The sequence below is a fragment of the Anaerotalea alkaliphila genome, assembly GCF_010179735.1.
Lineage (GTDB): Bacteria > Bacillota > Clostridia > Lachnospirales > Vallitaleaceae > Anaerotalea > Anaerotalea alkaliphila.
In genome coordinates, this window is record NZ_JAAEEH010000033.1 from 1 (window position 1) to 17,757 (window position 17,757).

Annotated in this window: 12 protein-coding genes; 9 read left to right on the forward strand and 3 right to left on the reverse strand. The window is 57.1% G+C overall.

All coding sequences use genetic code 11. The features are described 5' to 3' along the window. Nucleotides 1-270: 270 nt before the first annotated feature. The 4 genes from GXN74_RS11025 (at nt 271) to iolG (ending at nt 4,267) form a co-directional block, all read left to right on the forward strand. Complete coding sequence (locus GXN74_RS11025) at nt 271-621, forward strand: DUF4870 domain-containing protein (protein WP_162370998.1); 351 nt, start codon at nt 271-273, stop codon at nt 619-621. A gap of 59 nt (nt 622-680) precedes the next feature. Then, a complete protein-coding gene (locus tag GXN74_RS11030; RefSeq protein WP_162370999.1) occupies nt 681-1,826 on the forward strand; it encodes an aldo/keto reductase in 1,146 nt (381 codons plus the stop codon). Nucleotides 1,827-2,176: 350 nt separating this feature from the next. Further along, complete coding sequence (locus GXN74_RS11035; protein WP_162371000.1) at nt 2,177-3,217, forward strand: LacI family DNA-binding transcriptional regulator; 1,041 nt, start codon at nt 2,177-2,179, stop codon at nt 3,215-3,217. A 36-nt stretch (nt 3,218-3,253) separates the two neighbouring features. Further along, nucleotides 3,254-4,267 carry an inositol 2-dehydrogenase gene (gene iolG, locus GXN74_RS11040; protein WP_162371001.1) on the forward strand — a complete coding sequence of 338 codons (1,014 nt, stop codon included), beginning with the start codon at nt 3,254-3,256 and terminating at the stop codon, nt 4,265-4,267. A gap of 201 nt (nt 4,268-4,468) precedes the next feature. Here the strand turns inward: iolG and GXN74_RS11045 are convergent, their stop codons facing one another. From GXN74_RS11045 to GXN74_RS11055, 3 genes are all read right to left on the reverse strand, one after another. Then, a complete protein-coding gene (locus tag GXN74_RS11045; RefSeq protein ID WP_162371002.1) occupies nt 4,469-5,188 on the reverse strand; it encodes a lysophospholipid acyltransferase family protein in 720 nt (239 codons plus the stop codon). A 10-nt stretch (nt 5,189-5,198) separates the two neighbouring features. Then, on the reverse strand, nt 5,199-6,725 hold the full coding sequence (malQ, locus tag GXN74_RS11050) for a 4-alpha-glucanotransferase (RefSeq protein ID WP_212505788.1): 1,527 nt from the start codon (nt 6,723-6,725) through the stop codon (nt 5,199-5,201). 61 nt (nt 6,726-6,786) lie between these two features. Beyond that, nucleotides 6,787-8,232, reverse strand: coding sequence for a nicotinate phosphoribosyltransferase (locus GXN74_RS11055; protein WP_162371003.1), 1,446 nt, complete (start codon nt 8,230-8,232; stop codon nt 6,787-6,789). 222 nt (nt 8,233-8,454) lie between these two features. Here GXN74_RS11055 and ileS point away from each other — a divergent pair, with 222 nt between their 5' ends. The 5 genes from ileS (at nt 8,455) to metK (ending at nt 17,668) form a co-directional block, all read left to right on the forward strand. After that, complete coding sequence (gene ileS, locus GXN74_RS11060) at nt 8,455-11,577, forward strand: isoleucine--tRNA ligase (protein ID WP_162371004.1); 3,123 nt, start codon at nt 8,455-8,457, stop codon at nt 11,575-11,577. A 106-nt stretch (nt 11,578-11,683) separates the two neighbouring features. Continuing rightward, entirely contained in the window at nt 11,684-14,146 is a 2,463-nt protein-coding gene (locus GXN74_RS11065; RefSeq protein WP_162371005.1) for a glycogen/starch/alpha-glucan phosphorylase, read from the forward strand. A gap of 122 nt (nt 14,147-14,268) precedes the next feature. Further along, nucleotides 14,269-15,267 carry a rod shape-determining protein gene (gene mreB / locus GXN74_RS11070; protein ID WP_162371006.1) on the forward strand — a complete coding sequence of 333 codons (999 nt, stop codon included), beginning with the start codon at nt 14,269-14,271 and terminating at the stop codon, nt 15,265-15,267. Between the two features lie 7 nt (nt 15,268-15,274). Further along, entirely contained in the window at nt 15,275-16,372 is a 1,098-nt protein-coding gene (locus GXN74_RS11075) for a phosphodiester glycosidase family protein (RefSeq protein WP_162371007.1), read from the forward strand. Nucleotides 16,373-16,468: 96 nt separating this feature from the next. Continuing rightward, nucleotides 16,469-17,668, forward strand: a complete 1,200-nt coding sequence (metK, locus tag GXN74_RS11080; protein WP_162371008.1) for a methionine adenosyltransferase — start codon at nt 16,469-16,471, stop codon at nt 17,666-17,668. Nucleotides 17,669-17,757 lie beyond the last annotated feature (89 nt).

Here is a 17,757-nt window from a genome sequence, read left to right on the forward strand (position 1 = left end):
TACCTTTCTGATAGCGGCCACCTCGATGTATTGTATTTTGTCGCATGAGGTTCATTGTACACCATGACCGGAAGTGGGACATAATCATTTGCGTTACAATAGGACATTATCATATGTGAATCAGAGGCGGAACGGTTATAGGCAGGAGTTGTTTTCATTATTTGGAAAATATGTTATAATGGTACTGTAATTGGAAACAACAAGGGCCGGAAGCCGAATTGTCCGGCGAATACGGCGCCTGCATGCAAAGTGAGAAAAAGGAGAATGGGTATGGCAAACAAACTGGATCCCATCGGAAAATCATCTTTGGGAATGGATGAGAACGTCGCTGCGGCACTGTCCTACGTGGCCGGGTTCATCACAGGCATCATCTTCTTTGTCATGGAGAAGGACAGCAAATTCGTAAAATTCCATGCCATGCAGTCCATCGCAATCAGCGTGGCGATTACGGTCCTGGGATTCATCCTGGGAATCATCCCGATCATCGGCTGGATACTGGCGTTTTTCCTGCCGCTGGTGTCTTTCGTGCTCTGGATCATCCTGTTGCTCAAGAGCTACCAGGGAGAATGGTTCGAACTACCCGTCATCGGGCAGTTCTCCATGGAACAGGCGAACAAATGACCGCAAGGGACCGCCCCGGGAAGTGCAAGCCGGGGCGGTCTTTCCTATAGGAGGGAAGCATGGAAAAAAGGATTTTTGGAAAGTTGGGTTTTTCCTGCTCCGCTTTCGGCATCGGATGCATGCGCCTGCCGGAAGTGAAAGGGGCGATGGGGGATGCCCATGTGGATGAGGCGGAAGCCGTGCGCATGATCCGCCATGCCATCGACCATGGGGTGGAGTATGTGGACACGGCCTATCCCTATCACAATAAGGAGAGTGAGCTTGTGGTGGGCAAGGCCTTGAAGGACGGATACCGGGAACGGGTGCGCCTGGCCACCAAGCTGCCTGTATGGTTGACCCACAAGCCGGAGGATTTCGACAGGTATCTGGACCTGCAGTTGAAACGGCTGGGTGTGGACCATGTGGACTTCTACCTTCTGCATGCCATCGACGGCCCCACCTTCGACCGTTTGAAGAAGTTGCGTGTCCTGGATTTCCTGGACAGGGCGGTGGCCCAGGGGAAGATACGCTATCCTGCGTTTTCCTTCCATGGGGAGAGGAGGGATTTCAAGAAGGTCATCGACGCCTACGACTGGTCCATGTGCCAAATCCAGCTGAACCTGCTGGACGAGGATTTTCAGGCGGGCATCGAAGGGATGCTCTATGCGGCGGAAAAGGACGTTCCGGTTGTGGTCATGGAACCCCTGCGGGGCGGGGAGCTCGCCCAGGCGCCTCCACCGGAGGTGCAGGCAATCTGGGACAGGAGCAGGGTGAAGCGCAGTCCCGCGGAATGGGCTTTCCGCTGGCTCTACAATTTTCCCCAGGTGGCGACCATCCTGAGCGGTGTGAGCACCATGGAACAGTTGGAGGACAACCTGCGGATTTTTGGGGAGGCGAAGGCGGAATCCATGTCCCGGGAGGAGTTGGATCTGGTCAGGGAAGTCAAGGAGTTCTACCACAGGAAGATACGGGTGGGGTGCACGGGTTGCAACTACTGCATGCCTTGCCCTGCGGATGTTTCCATACCGGATGTGTTCCGGCTTTACAACAAGGCCTCCATCTACGATGCGATCCAGGAGTACGAAAAGGACTATGAGAAGCTGGTGACCGAAAAAAGGGACCCCAGCTGCTGCGTGCGCTGCGGAAGGTGCGAACCCTTGTGTCCCCAGGGCATCCCCATCATGGAGAAGCTGGAGGAAGCCCAGGGATATTTCCGGAAGAAATGACATCCGGCTGCATCCGGAACAGGTTGTTCTTTTTTCAAAACATGGTGGGAAAGCATTGTAAACACGCCCGCTTAATGTTAAAATATTAACGAGTCAAGCTTGCAAAAGATGCGCAGAAGATGCACGATGCAAAGGGCTATTGAGGGATGTACACGGGAGAGCTGTTCCAGAGGGGAGCGGCACAAGGATGCGGGTTGCTGGGCAACCCGCTTTTTGTATGCTGGGAAAGTTCGTCCAAGCCTGTATGGGACCAAACTTTCCCAAAAAAATCCGCAAAGCATATTTACAAATGCATACGGATGCGCTATAATGGAACCAGGCAATGCATACGGATGCAAGGAGGTGATGCAATGGCGGTGACAACCAGGGATATCGCGAAGATCGCCGGTGTGAACCAATCCACCGTATCCCGCTGCCTGAACGACAGTCCGCTGGTTTCGGAGGAGACCAAGGCCCGGGTGAAGGGAATCGCCGAATCCCTGGGTTTTGCCTTCAATGCCCATGCCAGAAGCCTGAGCACCAACAGGACCCAGACGATCGGTGTCATTTTTCCCCAGCACTACACCCAGCTGGACCTGGATGACAACCTCTATTTCAATGCCCTGAGCGACCAGCTGCATCTGCGGCTGGAGGCGGAGGAGTTCGACCTGATCACCGCTTTTCCCGTGAACAGGACCAACAACAAGAGCAACATAGAGAAGCTCATCGCCTGCCGCAAGGTGGACGGGCTCCTGCTGGTGCAGCCCCAATTGGACCCCAGGACGCTGGAAATCCTGAAGAACGCGGAAATCCCCTTCGCCTTCCTGCACCATTACCCCGAACTCTGCGAGAAGGAGGAGGTGGACGTTTTCTATGCGGACAACGCGTATGGAGGCTGGATGGCCACCCGGCATCTTCTGGAGCAGGGGCATGAAAAGATCCTCTGCATCACCGCGGGAGAAGGGGAGCGGGAGTTCGGGCTCAGGACCGACGGGTATGTGAAAGCCTTGCAAGAAGCTGGCCTTTCGCCGGACCCGGAACTGGTCCTGCGAGGGGACCATTCCTTCGAATCGGGCTATGCGCTGGTGTACCGGCACTGGCCCCAGTTCCAAAAAGCCGGAGCTGTTTTTGCCCAGACGGACCTGATGGCCATGGGGGTCATCCAGGCCCTCAGGGAAAAAAGGGTGGGGGTCCCGGAAGATATGGCCATCGTCGGCTACAACGACATCCCCCTGAGCAGGAGCCTGAAACCCCATCTGACGACTGTACACCAGCCTCTGGAGGAAATCATCGAGATGGCCTGCAAGAACCTTCTGGACCGGATCCGGGGGGAAGGTGGGAAACATGTCAAAGCCTGCATCCGGCCACAGCTTGTGGTGCGGGATTCGAGCATCGTGGAAAAGAAATCGTAGGCCATGCAAAGGCCGGAATAACAGGAGGAGCATTTCATGAAGAAAATCAAGGTAGGTGCAGTAGGTTTGGGTCGTCTCGGATACAGGCATGCGGAGAATCTGGCCTTCCGGTTCCCCAATGCGGAGCTGTTCGCCCTTTGCGACGCGAACGAGGCGAAATTGCTGGAAGTCACAGAGGCTTGGGGAGTACCCTATGCCTACACCAGCTACGAGGAAATGATTGCGAACAAGGAGTTGGATGCGGTGCTCATCACCTCTCCTTCCCACCTCCATACCAGGCAGATCGCCCAAGCCCTGGAAGCTGGACTCCATGTGTTCTCGGAGAAGCCGCTGGGCACAACCGTTGAGGAGTGCAGGATTGCGGAAGAGGCTGTGGAAAAACACCAGGACCTGGTATTCATGCTTGGATTCATGCGCCGCTATGACCCTTCCTATGCCTATGCTAAGGAGCAGATCGACAAGGGGGCCATCGGCAGACCCGTGCTGTTCCGCGGATACAGCCAGGACCCCGAAAGCGCGATTGCAGGAGCCCTTGCCTTCGCCGGACACAGCGGCGGACAGTTCATCGACATGGCGGTACATGACATCGACCTTGCCCGGTGGTTCCTGAAGTCCGAACCCAAGAGCATTTTCGCCATCGGTGGATGCTATGCCCATCCCGAGTTCGGACAGTACAAGGACGGGGACAACGTGTCCGCGCTGATGCAGTTCGAAAACGAAGCCATGGCCTTCCTCTTGGCGGGCAGGACGGCTCCCCACGGATACAACGTGGAGACGGAAATCATCGGAACCGAAGGCACGTTGCGGATTGCCAGCGTACCCCAGAAGAACATGGTGGAAATCCTGGACCAATACGGTGTTCGGAAGGAATGTTCCCAAGACTTCCTGGAGCGCTTCTCCGACGCCTATATGGCCGAAGTTGCAGAATTCCTGAACTGCATCGAGACCGGAAGGAAGCCCGAAGTCACTGTGTACGACGGGACCAAGACCACGGAAATCGCCTACAAATGCAAGGAAGCCTTCGAGAAGAACGAGCTTGTGCGGATGTAGCATCCCCTTCCAGGGATGCAGCGGAAAGGGGCTGTGCGGCCATCAACTTGATGGCCGCACAGCCCCTTTCGTGTTCTATTATAGGAAAGTCCTCAACGAGGGGATGCAGGTGGAGCATCCGCATCCCCTCGTTGAGGACTTTCCTTCCATGAGAAATTGCTTCGCAAACGCGGCGGAGCCGCTTTTCTCGCGGGTGCAACCTCATGCGGGAGGAGGAATCAATGCCTCCACCAGATTCTGCACATAAGCCGCGCTTCTCTTCTGTTCCTCGGGACCGAGGTTGGAAAGGTCCAGGGGAGTGCCGAAACGGATCGACACGTCCCCCGGCTTCAGGTTCCAGCCGTTTTGTTCCAGGACGGCTTCGGTCCCCTGGATGCCGAAGGGGACAACCGGGACGCCCGACTTTTCAGCCAGCTGCAGGCTTCCTTGTTTGAAAGGAAGCATCCGGTCGCCTGGGGTCCGGGTGCCTTCCGGGAAAACCACCAGGCTTTCTCCGGCCTTCAGCTTGTCGATGCCGTAGAGGATGCTCTTCAGGGCCTTCCTGGGGTCTTTCCTGTCCAGGAGAACGCAATCCAGCAGATGGACCCATCCGCGCATGAGGAGGACCTTGTCCATCTCCTGCTTGGCGATGAAGGCGATGGGAAAGTCCACGGCCATCATCAACAGGGGGATGTCCAGCATGCTCCGGTGGTTGCCCACGAAGAGCACCGCCCGGTCCCGGGGGATGTTCTCGACCCCCTGGAAGTGCAGCTTGGCTCCCGCCATCCCCAGGAGCAGCCGAGAGGTCAGGCGGGTGAAGCCATAGGCGAGACGGATCCTGGCCTGGCGGTCTTTCCAGCCCAACAGGCGTCCATAAGCCAGATAGGGCATGGAAAGGAGGAAGTACAGGGGAAAAAACAGGAAAAAGCCTACGCGTCTCATCCCAAGAACCTCAAATCCTGCCGTACAGGGTGCACAGGTACAGCAGACGGCCGGCCAATTCCGGACGCAGGTCTTCCGCACGGTAACGCCATTGCCAATTTCCTGCGGCAACCCCTGGGGTGTTCATGCGGGCCCAGCTGTCCAATCCTAGGATGTCCTGGAGGGGCACCACCGAGATGGTGGAAACGGACCCCATGCTGGTGCGGATGAAATCCCAGACGATGTCCATGCCGTCGGTGTTCATGTAACGGCGGATCTTGTCCCTGTTCTCTTCCGGCGCCTTCAGGTACCAGCCCAGGGTCGTGTCGTTGTCGTGGGTGCCGGTGTAGCAGACGGAATTGGGGGTGAACTGGTGGGGCAGGAAGGGGTTCTCCTCCAAGGTCTCGAAGCCGAACTGCAGGATCTTCATTCCAGGCAAGTGGAAATGGTCCCGCAATTCCTCCACTTCGGGTGTGATCACGCCCAGATCCTCCGCGATGATGGGCAGGTCCTTGCCCAGGGCATCCTGGAAGGCGTAGAACAGGTCCTTGTAGGGGCCTTTTTTCCATTCCCCGTGGATTGCGGTCTCCGACCCGTAGGGTACGGACCAATAGGCTTCGAATCCGCGGAAATGGTCGATCCGCAGGATGTCCACCATCTGGAGGGAACCGGCCACCCGGCTGATCCACCAGCTGTATCCGGTGGCCTTGTGCTTGTCCCAGTCGTACAGCGGGTTGCCCCAGAGCTGACCGGTTTCGCTGAAATAGTCCGGCGGAACTCCGGCCACGGAAGTGGGATAGCCCTTGGCGTCCAGGAAGAAGAGGTCCTTGTTGGCCCAGACATCCGCGCTGTCGTAGGCCACGAAGATGGGGATGTCCCCGATGATCCGGATGCCCTTGCTGTTGGCGTATGCCCGCAGGACGTTCCATTGCCTGAAAAACAGGAACTGGATGAATTTGTAGTATTTCACCTCCGCGGAAAGCTTCTTGCGCCAATGCTTCAGGGATTCCTCCGTGGGGAAGGCGATTTCCGGATCCCATTCCGGCCAGGAAACACCGTCATGGGCATCCTTGACAGCCATGAAGGTGGCATAGTCCGACAGCCAGGACTTTTCCTTTTTGGAAAATTCCTTGAACTGGTGGTGCAACTCCCCCTCTCCGGAGTCAAGGAAACGCTTGTAGGCCTTCCGGAAAAGACTGGTCTTGTATTGGATGACCGGGCCAAAATCGATCCGGGAGGGATCCCAGCCGGGAACGTCCGCCAGATCCTCATGGGTAAGCAATCCCCAGTCCCGCAGCCGGTCGGGGCTGATTAAAAGGGGTTGGCCCGCGAAGGAGGAGAAGGCCTGGTAGGGGGAGTCCCCGTAGCCGGTGGGTCCGAGGGGAAGGACCTGCCAGACCTTCTGGCCGGCCTTCTCCAGAAAGTCGATGAAGTTGTAGGCGCCATCCCCCAAGTCCCCGATGCCGTAGGGGCTTGGGAAGGAGGTGGGGTGCAGGAGCACGCCGCTCTTGCGGTTGTTCTCGTTCAAGGCTTCCACTGCTTTTTTCTTTTCGCTCATATGCATACCTCCCATGGGTTCGGGAAAAGGTTCCCGCTGGTTGGAGCCGCCGCCAGGGTTCCTATTCCATGCGGCCGATCAGGTCCATCTTCAAGTTGTAGAGGGGTTCGGAAAGGTCCACAAAGACCGTTTGGGGGTTGACCAGCCGCCTGGATTCATCCCAGAGGGTGGCAAGCTCCCGTTCGCAGTAGTGCTTGATCTCCTGGGTTGCGGGGGCGTGGTACACCCGGCGGCCGTCCTTGAAGACAGGGATGTGCATGTCCCTGATGGTGTAGGTGTGTGGCGCCAGATGCATGCGCTTCCAGGTGTTCAAGGGGTCGAAGAGCTCCAGGGGACGTCCCTCGTCATATGCCTCGTCCCAAAGGGCAATCAGGTCGGCCTTGATCTTTCCGGTCCGTTTGTCGTAAATGCGCAGCAGCCGCTTGTTGCCGGGGTTGGTGACCTTTTCCGGATTCTCGGAGATCTTCATCTTCGGAAGGTACCGGTTGCCGTCCCAGGTGGCCGCCAGTTTGTAGACACCTCCGAAGGCGGGCCAGTCCCTGGAAGTGATCAGGTTGGTGCCCACCCCCCACATGGTGATCTTGGCGCCCTGCAACTTCAGGTCGGTGATCAGGTATTCGTCCAGGTCGCTGGAGGCGCTGATGATGGCATCCTTGTAGCCCGCCTCGTCCAGCAGGATCCGGGCCTTTTTGGACAGATAGGCCAAGTCGCCGCTGTCCAGTCGGATACCGTAACGCACCAGGGGAAGACCTTTGGCGCGCATCTCGTCGAACACGCGGATGGCGTTGGGCACACCGGAACGGAGCGTGTCGTAAGTGTCCACCAGCAGAAGGCAACCGTCGGGATACATGTCCGCATAGGCCCGGAAGGCATCCAGTTCCGAAGGGAAGCTCATGACCCAGCTGTGGGCGTGGGTGCCCCGGACGGGGATGTCGAACATCTTGCCCGCCAGGACGTTGGACGTGGCGCCGCAACCGCCGATGACCGCGGCCCTGGCCCCATAGATCCCCGCATCCGGCCCCTGGGCACGGCGCAGGCCGAATTCCAGAACCGTATCCTGTTCGGCGGCCCATTTCACCCGGGCAGCCTTGGTGGCGATCAGACTCTGGTGGTTGATGATGTTCAGGATGGCGGTCTCCACCAGCTGCGCCTCGCAGATGGGGGCAACAACCTTCAGGATCGGTTCGTTGGGGAAAACGACAGACCCTTCCGGCACCGCGTACAGGTCACCGGAAAAACGGAAATTCCGCAGCAGGTCCAGGAAACCCTCGTGGAAAGTAGCCAAGGAAGCGAGATAGGTCAGGTCATCCTCGCTGAAACGCAGGTTCTCGATATAGTCGGCCACCTGTTCCAGTCCGGCGGCAATGGAAAAACTGCTGCCGCTGGGATTCATGCGGTAGAACATGTCAAACACGACGACCTCGTCGGCCTTGTGGTGATGCTGGTAGCCCTGCATCATGGTCAATTGGTAGAAATCCGTCAATAGTGTCAAGTCCAGGTTGGGCATCGTATGCCTCGCTTTCAATGGTATTTTCGGTATGTTTTCCATACTTGGTATAAGTGTACTATTTTTGTTCCCAAGGTGCAAGGTCTAAGGACCGTGGGCCTCCAAAATTTGAAAAACCATTTCGGATTCTTGATAAAGGCTGGATTTGTGTGTATAATGTAGATTAATATGCCATTAGGTTGGGATTACTATTGGCTTCTTTAGTTATAGGAGGAAACGACAGTGTACAATAAGGTATCCACCGATTTGAATTTTGTGGAAAGAGAACACAAGGTACTGGAATATTGGAATGAAAATAAAATCTTTGAAAAGAGCATCCATTTGAGGGAAGGGGGCCCCACGTACACCTTTTATGACGGCCCACCCACCGCAAATGGGAAACCCCATATCGGACATGTCCTGACCAGGGTCATCAAGGACCTGATTCCCCGCTACAGGACAATGAAGGGCTACCGGGTCTTGAGGAAGGCCGGATGGGACACCCATGGCCTGCCGGTGGAACTGGAAGTGGAAAAACTGCTCGGCATCGACGGCAAGGACCAGATCGAATCCTACGGACTGGAGCCCTTCATCGAGAAGTGCAAGGAAAGCGTCTGGAAGTACAAGGGGATGTGGGAAGACTTCAGCGGCACCGTCGGATTCTGGGCGGACATGGACGACCCCTATGTGACCTACCACAACGACTATATCGAATCCGTCTGGTGGTCCCTGAAACAGATCTGGGACAAAGGACTGCTCTACAAGGGACACAAGATCGTCCCCTATTGCCCCCGCTGCGGAACCCCCCTTTCCAGCCATGAGGTTGCCCAAGGGTACAAGGACGTGAAGGAAACCTCCGTCATCGTCCGCTTCAAAGCCGCAGACGAGGAAAACACCTATTACCTGGCTTGGACCACGACACCGTGGACCCTGCCCTCCAATGTGGCGCTTGCGGTCAATCCCCAGGAAGACTACGTGAAGGTCAGGGAAAGGGGCACGGACTACATCCTGGCGGAGGCACTGGTGCCCGTGGTCCTGGGGGAAGACGTGGAAATCCTGGAACGCTTCCCGGGCAAGGACTTGGAGCACCGGCATTATGAACCCTTGTTCGATTTCGAGGCGCCTCCGGAGAAGGCCTACTATGTGACCTGCGCCGACTTCGTCACCCTGACGGACGGTACGGGGATCGTGCATATCGCACCGGCTTTCGGTGAGGACGACTCCCAGGTGGGGAAAGCTTACGGTCTGCCTTTCGTGCAGCTGGTGGACGAGGCCGGACTTTTTGTGGAAAAGGTGACCCCATGGAAAGGCCAGTTCGTCAAGGATGCGGACAAACACATCGTACAGCATCTCCATGACAGCGGACAGCTCCACAGGGCGATGGATTATGAACACTCCTATCCCCATTGCTGGCGCTGCGACACTCCTCTGCTGTACTACGCAAAGGATACCTGGTTCATCAAGACGACTGCGGTCAAGGATCGACTGATCGCCAACAACAACAAGATCAACTGGCTCCCGGCCACCATAGGGAAGAAGCGTTTCGGAGACTGGCTGGAAAACGTCATGGACTGGAGCCTCAGCCGTGACCGGTATTGGGGAACGCCTTTGAACATCTGGGAATGTGCAGAAGGCCACAGGCATTCGATCGGCAGCATCGAGGAACTGAAATCCATGAGCAGCAACTGCCCGGACGACATCGAGCTGCACCGCCCCTTCATCGACGAGGTGCTCATCACTTGTCCCGTGTGCGGAAAGGACATGAAGCGGGTGACCCAGGTCATCGACTGCTGGTACGACTCCGGAGCCATGCCCTTCGCCCAATGGCACTATCCTTTCGAGAACAAGGAAATTTTCGAGGACAACTTCCCTGCGGACTTCATCAGCGAGGCGGTGGACCAGACCAGGGGATGGTTCTATTCCCTTCTAGCGATTTCCACACTGATCTTCGATGAACCGGCTTACAAGAACGTGATCGTGCTGGGCCTTGTCCAGGATGAGAACGGCCAGAAGATGAGCAAATCCAAAGGCAACGCAGTGGATCCCTTCGACGCGTTGGCAAAATATGGAGCCGACGCCATCCGCTGGTATTTCTACAGCAACAGCGCCCCCTGGCTGCCCAACCGGTTCTACGATGAGGCGGTGGTGGAAGGCCAGAGGAAATTCATGGGAACCCTTTGGAATACCTATGCATTCTACGTGCTTTACGCGAACATCGACGGATTCGATCCGACACGATACACCATGGACGAGGACAAGCTTTCCCTTATGGACAAATGGCTGTTCTCCAAGCTGAACACCCTGGTGCGCACGGTGGACAGCAACCTGGACCAGTACAAGATCACAGAATCCGCCAGGGCCATCACGGAATTCGTGGACGACCTGAGCAACTGGTATGTGCGCAGGAGCCGGGAACGGTTCTGGCAGAAGGACATGAACCAGGACAAGATCAACGCCTACATGACCTTGTACACGACCCTGGTGACGGTGTCCCAGGTGGTGGCGCCCTTCGTTCCCTTCATGGCGGAGGACATCTACAAGAACCTGGTGGTGAATTTCCGGCCGGAAGCCCCCGAAAGCGTCCATCTCAGCGATTTTCCCCAGTGCCGCACAGAGCTGATCGACAAGGATGTGGAAAAGCAGATGGAACTGGTGCTGGAAGTGGTTGTTCTGGGAAGGGCCTGCAGGAACAACGGAAACAGGAAAAACCGCCAGCCCCTGGCGAAAATGTACGTGAAGGCCGAGCGTTCCCTGGACCAGGCATATCTGGACATCGTCAAGGAAGAGCTGAATGTGAAGGAAGTGCTCTTTACGGACGATGTGTCGGCATTCACCACCTATCTCTTCAAGCCCCAGCTCAGGACGGTGGGACCAAAATACGGAAAGCTTTTGAACCGGATCCGCACCGCCCTGGGAGAGCTGGACGGCAATGCCGCCATGGCCTCCCTGCAGGCGGAAGGAGCCCTGAAGCTGACGCTGGAGGGTGAGGAAGTGGTGCTCCTGGAAGAAGACCTTCTAGTGGAACCGGCCAAGAAGGAAGGTTTCGAGTCCGATACGGACAAGGGCGTGACCGTGGTGCTGGACACCAATCTGACCGAAAGCCTGGTGGAGGAAGGGTTCGTCCGGGAGATCATCAGCAAGGTCCAGACCATGCGCAAAGAGGCGGGATTCGAAGTGGTCGACCACATCCGCCTGCATGTGGAAGGGAATGAAAGGATCCAGACACTGGTGGGCACCCATGCAGCGGACATCCAGGAAGAAACGTTGACAGACCAGGTGGAAATGCGGATGGACGGGGATGCGTACCAGAAGAGCTGGAACATCAACGGGGAGCAGGTGCTGTTGGGTGTGAAAAAAATGGCATAACGCCACTTTACGTGGGTTGACCGCTATGTTATAATCACCCTGATATGATGCTGTAAAGGAAGTTGATTGTCTTGAATCGGTTCCAGACAACCAAAGGAGGAGCAGAATGAACAGGACCAGCGTGACCAAACAGGAATTTAAAGAAGCCATCTTTGAAAATATAAAGAAGCAGTATAGGAAAACCATCGACCAGGCTACGGAGGAGCAGGTGTTCCAGGCCGTGGCCTATGCGGTGAAGGAAATCATCATCGACCAGTGGATCGAGACCCACAAGACCTATGAGGAGCAGGACGCGAAGACGGTCTACTACCTTTCCATGGAGTTCCTCATGGGGAGGGCATTGGGGAACAACCTGATCAATCTGGAGGTCAACACCATGGTGAAGGAGGTCCTGGCGGAGCTGGGCTTCGACCTGAACGCCATCGAGGACCAGGAGCCGGATGCGGGCACGGGGAACGGCGGCCTGGGAAGGCTTGCGGCCTGCTTCCTGGATTCCCTGGCCACCCTGGAATATCCGGCCTACGGATGCGGAATCCGCTACCGGTACGGGATCTTCGAGCAGAAGATCGTCGACGGCTACCAGGTGGAGCGGCCGGACGAATGGCTGAAGAACGGGAACCCCTTCGAGGTCCGCCGGTCGGAATACGGCATGGAGGTCAAGTTCGGGGGGAACGTGCGGGTGGTCAAGGACGAACTCGGACAGGAAAGGCGTGTCCACGAGAATTACCAGTCCGTCCGGGCCATCCCCTACGACCTGCCCATCGTGGGCTACGACAACAACACGGTGAACACCCTGCGCCTGTGGGACGCGGAGGCCGTACAGAGCTTCGACCTGGGCTCCTTCGACCGGGGGGACTACCAGAAAGCGGTGGAGCAGCAGAACCTGGCGAAGACCATCGTGGAGGTGCTCTACCCCAACGACAACCACTACCAGGGGAAGGAGCTTAGGCTGAAGCAGCAGTACTTCTTCATCTCCGCCACGGTGCAGCAGGTGGTGAAGAAGTTCAAGCAGAAGCACGGAGACATCTCCCTATTGCCTGAAAAAGTGGTCTTCCACATCAACGACACCCATCCGTCCCTGACCATCCCGGAACTGATGCGGGTGCTCATGGATGACGAGGGGCTGGCTTGGGGGGAGGCCTGGGCCATCGTAAAGAAGACCTGCGGCTACACCAACCACACCATCATGTCGGAAGCCCTGGAGAAGTGGCCCATCGAGCTTTTCAGCCGGCTGCTCCCCAGGATCTACCAGATCATCGAGGAAATCAACCGCCGGTTCTGCGCGGAAATCGTGGACAAGTTCGGAAGCGACAACGAACGGTTGCGGCGGATGGCCATCCTGGCGGACGGCCAGGTGAAGATGGCCTGGCTCTGCATCGCGGGGAGCCATTCGGTGAACGGGGTGGCCAGGCTCCATACGGACATCCTGATCAACGAGGAGCTGAAGGACTTCTATGCGCTGTACCCCAAGAAGTTCAACAACAAGACCAACGGCATCACCCAGCGGCGCTTCCTGCTCCACGGGAACCCCCTGCTGGCGGACTGGGTCACCCGGAAGGTGGGGGACGGCTGGATCACGGACCTCCCCCAAATCAAGGGGATCGCTCCCCTGGCGGACGACCCCAAGGCACAGAAGGAATTCATGCAGATCAAGTATGAAAACAAGGTGCGTCTGGCCCAGTACATCAAGAAGCACAACGGAATCGACGTGGACCCCCGGTCCATCTTCGACGTCCAGGTGAAACGCCTCCACGAGTACAAGCGCCAGCTGATGGACGTGCTCCATGTGATGCATCTCTACAACGAATTGCGGGACAATCCCGATATGGACATGATGCCCAGGACCTTCATCTTCGGAGCCAAAGCGGCTCCCGGATACCGGAGGGCCAAGCTGGTCATCAAGCTGATCAACAACGTGGCCCAGGTGGTCAACAACGATCCAAACATCAACAACAAGCTGAAGGTGGTCTTCATCGAGAACTACCGGGTCTCCAACGCGGAGATCATCTTCGCAGCGGCGGACGTGAGCGAGCAGATTTCCACGGCCAGCAAGGAGGCTTCCGGAACGGGCAACATGAAGTTCATGCTGAACGGGGCCGTCACCATCGGCACCCTGGACGGTGCCAACATCGAAATCGCAGAGGAGGTGGGCAGCGAGAACTGCTTCATCTTCGGCATGACGGCGACGGAAGTCCTTCAGCTCCAGAGGGAGAAAAGCTACAATCCCTGGGACATCTACAACAACAACCAGGCGGTGCGCCGGGTGGTGACCCAGCTGATCAACGGCTTCTACGCGCCGGAGAATCCGGAGCTGTTCAGGGAGATCTACGATTCCCTCCTGAACGGCGGCGGAGAGCCGGCGGACCAGTACTTCATCCTGAAGGACTTCGACGCCTACGCCCAGGCCCACAGGGAAGTGGACCTGGCTTATAGGAACCAGACGAAATGGGCGAGGATGGCCATGTTGAACACGGCTTCGGCGGGCAAGTTCTCCTCGGACAGGACCATCGAGGAATATGCCAAGGAAATCTGGAAGCTGGAAAAGGTCCACGTGGAAATGGACATGTAAGGTGGGAGGAATTAAGACAATTGCGCATTTGCGCAATTGTCTTAATTCACGCTTGCGGATAATTGGATTCTGGCGTGTTATACAGAAGAACGTGCCTAGTGATACCTTGAAAGGGGAAAGAAATGTTTGGATTTGGATCGGATATCGGAATCGATTTGGGAACGGCAAATGTGATCGTCTATATCAAAGGAAAGGGCGTGGTCCTGCGGGAGCCTTCCGTTGTAGCCATCGACAAGGAGACAAACAAAGTGCTGGCTGTGGGCAGCGAAGCGAGGCGCATGCTTGGAAGGACGCCGGGACATATCGTGGCAATCCGCCCTTTGCGTCAAGGCGTGATTTCCGACTACACGGTTACAGAAAAGATGCTCAAGTATTTCATCGCCAAGGCGTTGGGGAAAAGAATCCGCAAACCTAGAATCACCGTATGCGTGCCCAGCGGGGTGACCGAGGTGGAGAAGAGGGCTGTGGAGGATGCCACCTACCAGGCAGGCGCCAGAAAGGTGGAAATCATTGAAGAGCCCATCGCCGCTGCCATCGGAGCAGGAATCGACATCAGCAAGGCCATCGGAAGCATGGTGGTGGACATCGGGGGGGGAACAACGGACATCGCTGTCATCTCCCTGGGGGGGACGGTCGTCAGCACCTCGATCAAGGTGGCGGGAGACAATTTTGACGAAGCCATCGTCCGCTACATGCGCAAAAAACACAACCTGCTGATTGGGGAACGAACCGCCGAAGAAATCAAAGTCAAGGTGGGAACCGCCTACAAGAGGCCGGAAGTCCTGCAGATGGATGTCAGGGGAAGGAACCTGATCACCGGCCTTCCCAAGACGATTACCGTGACCTCGGAAGAAACGGAGGAGGCCCTTCGGGAAGCCACCGCCAATCTGGTGGAGGCGGTGCACAGCGTGCTGGAGAAGACGCCGCCGGAACTGGCTTCGGACATCGCGGACAGGGGGATCGTGCTCACCGGAGGCGGAAGCCTGTTGCAGGGAATGGACCAGCTTATCGAGAAGAAGACAGGAATCACCGTAATCACCGCAGACGATCCGTTGACCTGTGTCGCCATCGGCACCGGCAAATATGTGGAGTTCCTGGCAGCGAACAAAGGGATGAAATGATCCAGCCATGAGCGTGTTCGGAGGGATCCTATGGGTTGTCCTGTTCGCCCTTTCCGTGCCGGTGGACGTTGCGGGAGTCCGATGGCGCCAGGAAGAGCTGGTGGTGAACGGAAGACCCCAAAGGCTGCAGATTCTGGAAGTGGACCAGTTGCACACCCGGGGAAGCTTTGAAAATGTCTTTTCCCACGACCAGCTGTTCGGATATGAGGCGTTGTCCTCCATGACGGAACGGCAGGAAGCCTGGTACGGAGTGAACGGGATGTTCTACGACCCCTACGGCACCCCCTATGGGACATCCGTCGCAGGAGGGGTCCTGGTCTCCAACCGGGTTGTGGAAGCCCCTGTACTGCAACTGGACAAAGAGGGGAAGGCATCCCTTGGACCTCTGGAAGTGGCGGTGGACGTGGAGCTCGGAGGCAACAGGCGGATGGAGCCGCAACGCCTGGCATCCGTCCATTACAACAGCGCGCCGGCCCCAGGCCAATGGGCGCTGTTCACGCCGGATTACGCCAGGACCAACAGGATCCACCTGGAGCAGTGGACGTATGGGATACGGGACGGCAGGGTAGCGAGTGTCATCTACACAGACCGGCCGGTGTCCCTTGGAGACCACGATTTCCTTTTGACCTATGCGGGAGGACAAGGCCCGTATCCCATCCAGGAGATGGATCCGGTGGCGGTTTCCTTCCGGTCCGACCAAGAGCTGGAGGGGATTCTGGAAGCTTTCCAGACCGGAGGGTATCTGGTGCGTGACGGCCGTCCGGTGGCCAAGAATTTTGAGAAGTTCATGGGACATACCACCGCTCCCAGCCCCAGGACCCTGGTGGGCATCACCCCGGAAGGCAAGGTCCGGTTCCTGGTGCTGGACGGCCGCTTAAGGGGGGCCAGTGAAGGGGTGACCGGTGTGGAGGCGGCCCGGATCCTGCTGGAGGCCGGTTGTGTGGAGGGAGCCTACTTGGACGGAGGGGCATCCACGACACTGGTACGTGCCGGAACGGTATTGAACCATCCGTCCAATGAAGGGATGGAAAGGGCCATCGGCCATGGAATCCTCGTCAACAGGGGGTTGGAAACATTCCGGAACCCTTTGGATTGGTTCCGCTGAATCCAAAGGGGCATCATTTTACTTGAACAATGCATTGGTATGGTGTAAGATACTAGAAGTTGACAAATCCATGAGAACATAGGAGGATTTCAAAGAATGGCAAAAAGACTTTTCACTTCTGAGTCAGTGACAGAAGGACATCCAGATAAAATCTGCGACCAAATCTCCGATGCGGTCCTGGACGCGATCCTGAGCAACGATCCCAAGGCCAGAGTGGCATGCGAGACGGCGGTGACTACGGGCATGGTGCTGGTCATGGGCGAAATCACCACGGACTGTTATGTGGACATCCCCAAGGTCGTACGGGAAACGGTCCGCTCCATCGGCTACGACCGTGCCAAGTACGGTTTCGACTGCGACACCTGTTCCGTACTGACGACTTTGGACGAGCAGTCTCCGGACATCGCCATGGGCGTGGACGAGGCGCTGGAATACAAGACCGGAACCCAGCATGAGAAGGCGCTTGAAGAAACAGGGGCAGGGGACCAGGGGATGATGATCGGTTTCGCTTGTGACGAGACGGAAGAGCTGATGCCCCTGCCCATCTCCCTGGCCCACAAGCTCACCAAAAGGCTTTCCGAGGTGCGCAAGGACAAGACCTTGGCCTATCTGCGCCCAGACGGAAAGTCCCAGGTGACGGTGGAATACGACAATGACGTGCCGGTAAGGATCGACGCCATTGTCCTTTCAACACAGCACGACGAGGGAGTGGACCATGCGACCATCGAGCGGGACCTGAAGAAGCATGTGGTGGATGCGGTCATTCCCCATGAGTTGATCGACGAGAACACGAAGTACTACATCAATCCTACGGGACGCTTCGTCATCGGGGGTCCCCAAGGGGACTCCGGGCTGACAGGACGGAAAATCATCGTGGACACCTACGGCGGCTATGCAAGCCATGGCGGCGGCGCCTTCTCCGGAAAGGACCCCACGAAAGTGGACCGTTCCGCAGCCTATGCGGCCCGCTATGTGGCAAAGAACGTCGTGGCCGCAGGCCTTGCCAGGGCATGCGAAATCGAACTGGCCTACGCCATCGGGGTCTCGAAGCCGGTTTCCATTTATGTGAACACCAAGGGTACGGGGGTGCTTCCCGATGAGGTCATCACAGTCCTGATCCAGGACACTTTCGACCTGCGTCCCGCGGCCATCATCCACGACCTGGACTTGAGAAGGCCCATCTACCGCCAGACGGCAGCCTATGGACACTTCGGAAGGACCGATCTGGACCTGCCCTGGGAGCGGACGGACAAGGTGGAAATCCTGAAGGAAAAAGCAAGGAAGATGCAAGCATAGATTGGAAAACATTCTGAAAAAGGCCGAATCCATCGGCCTTTTTCGCATATGTGCGGCGCCGGACGCCGCAAGCCGGAGAAAGGGGCGGG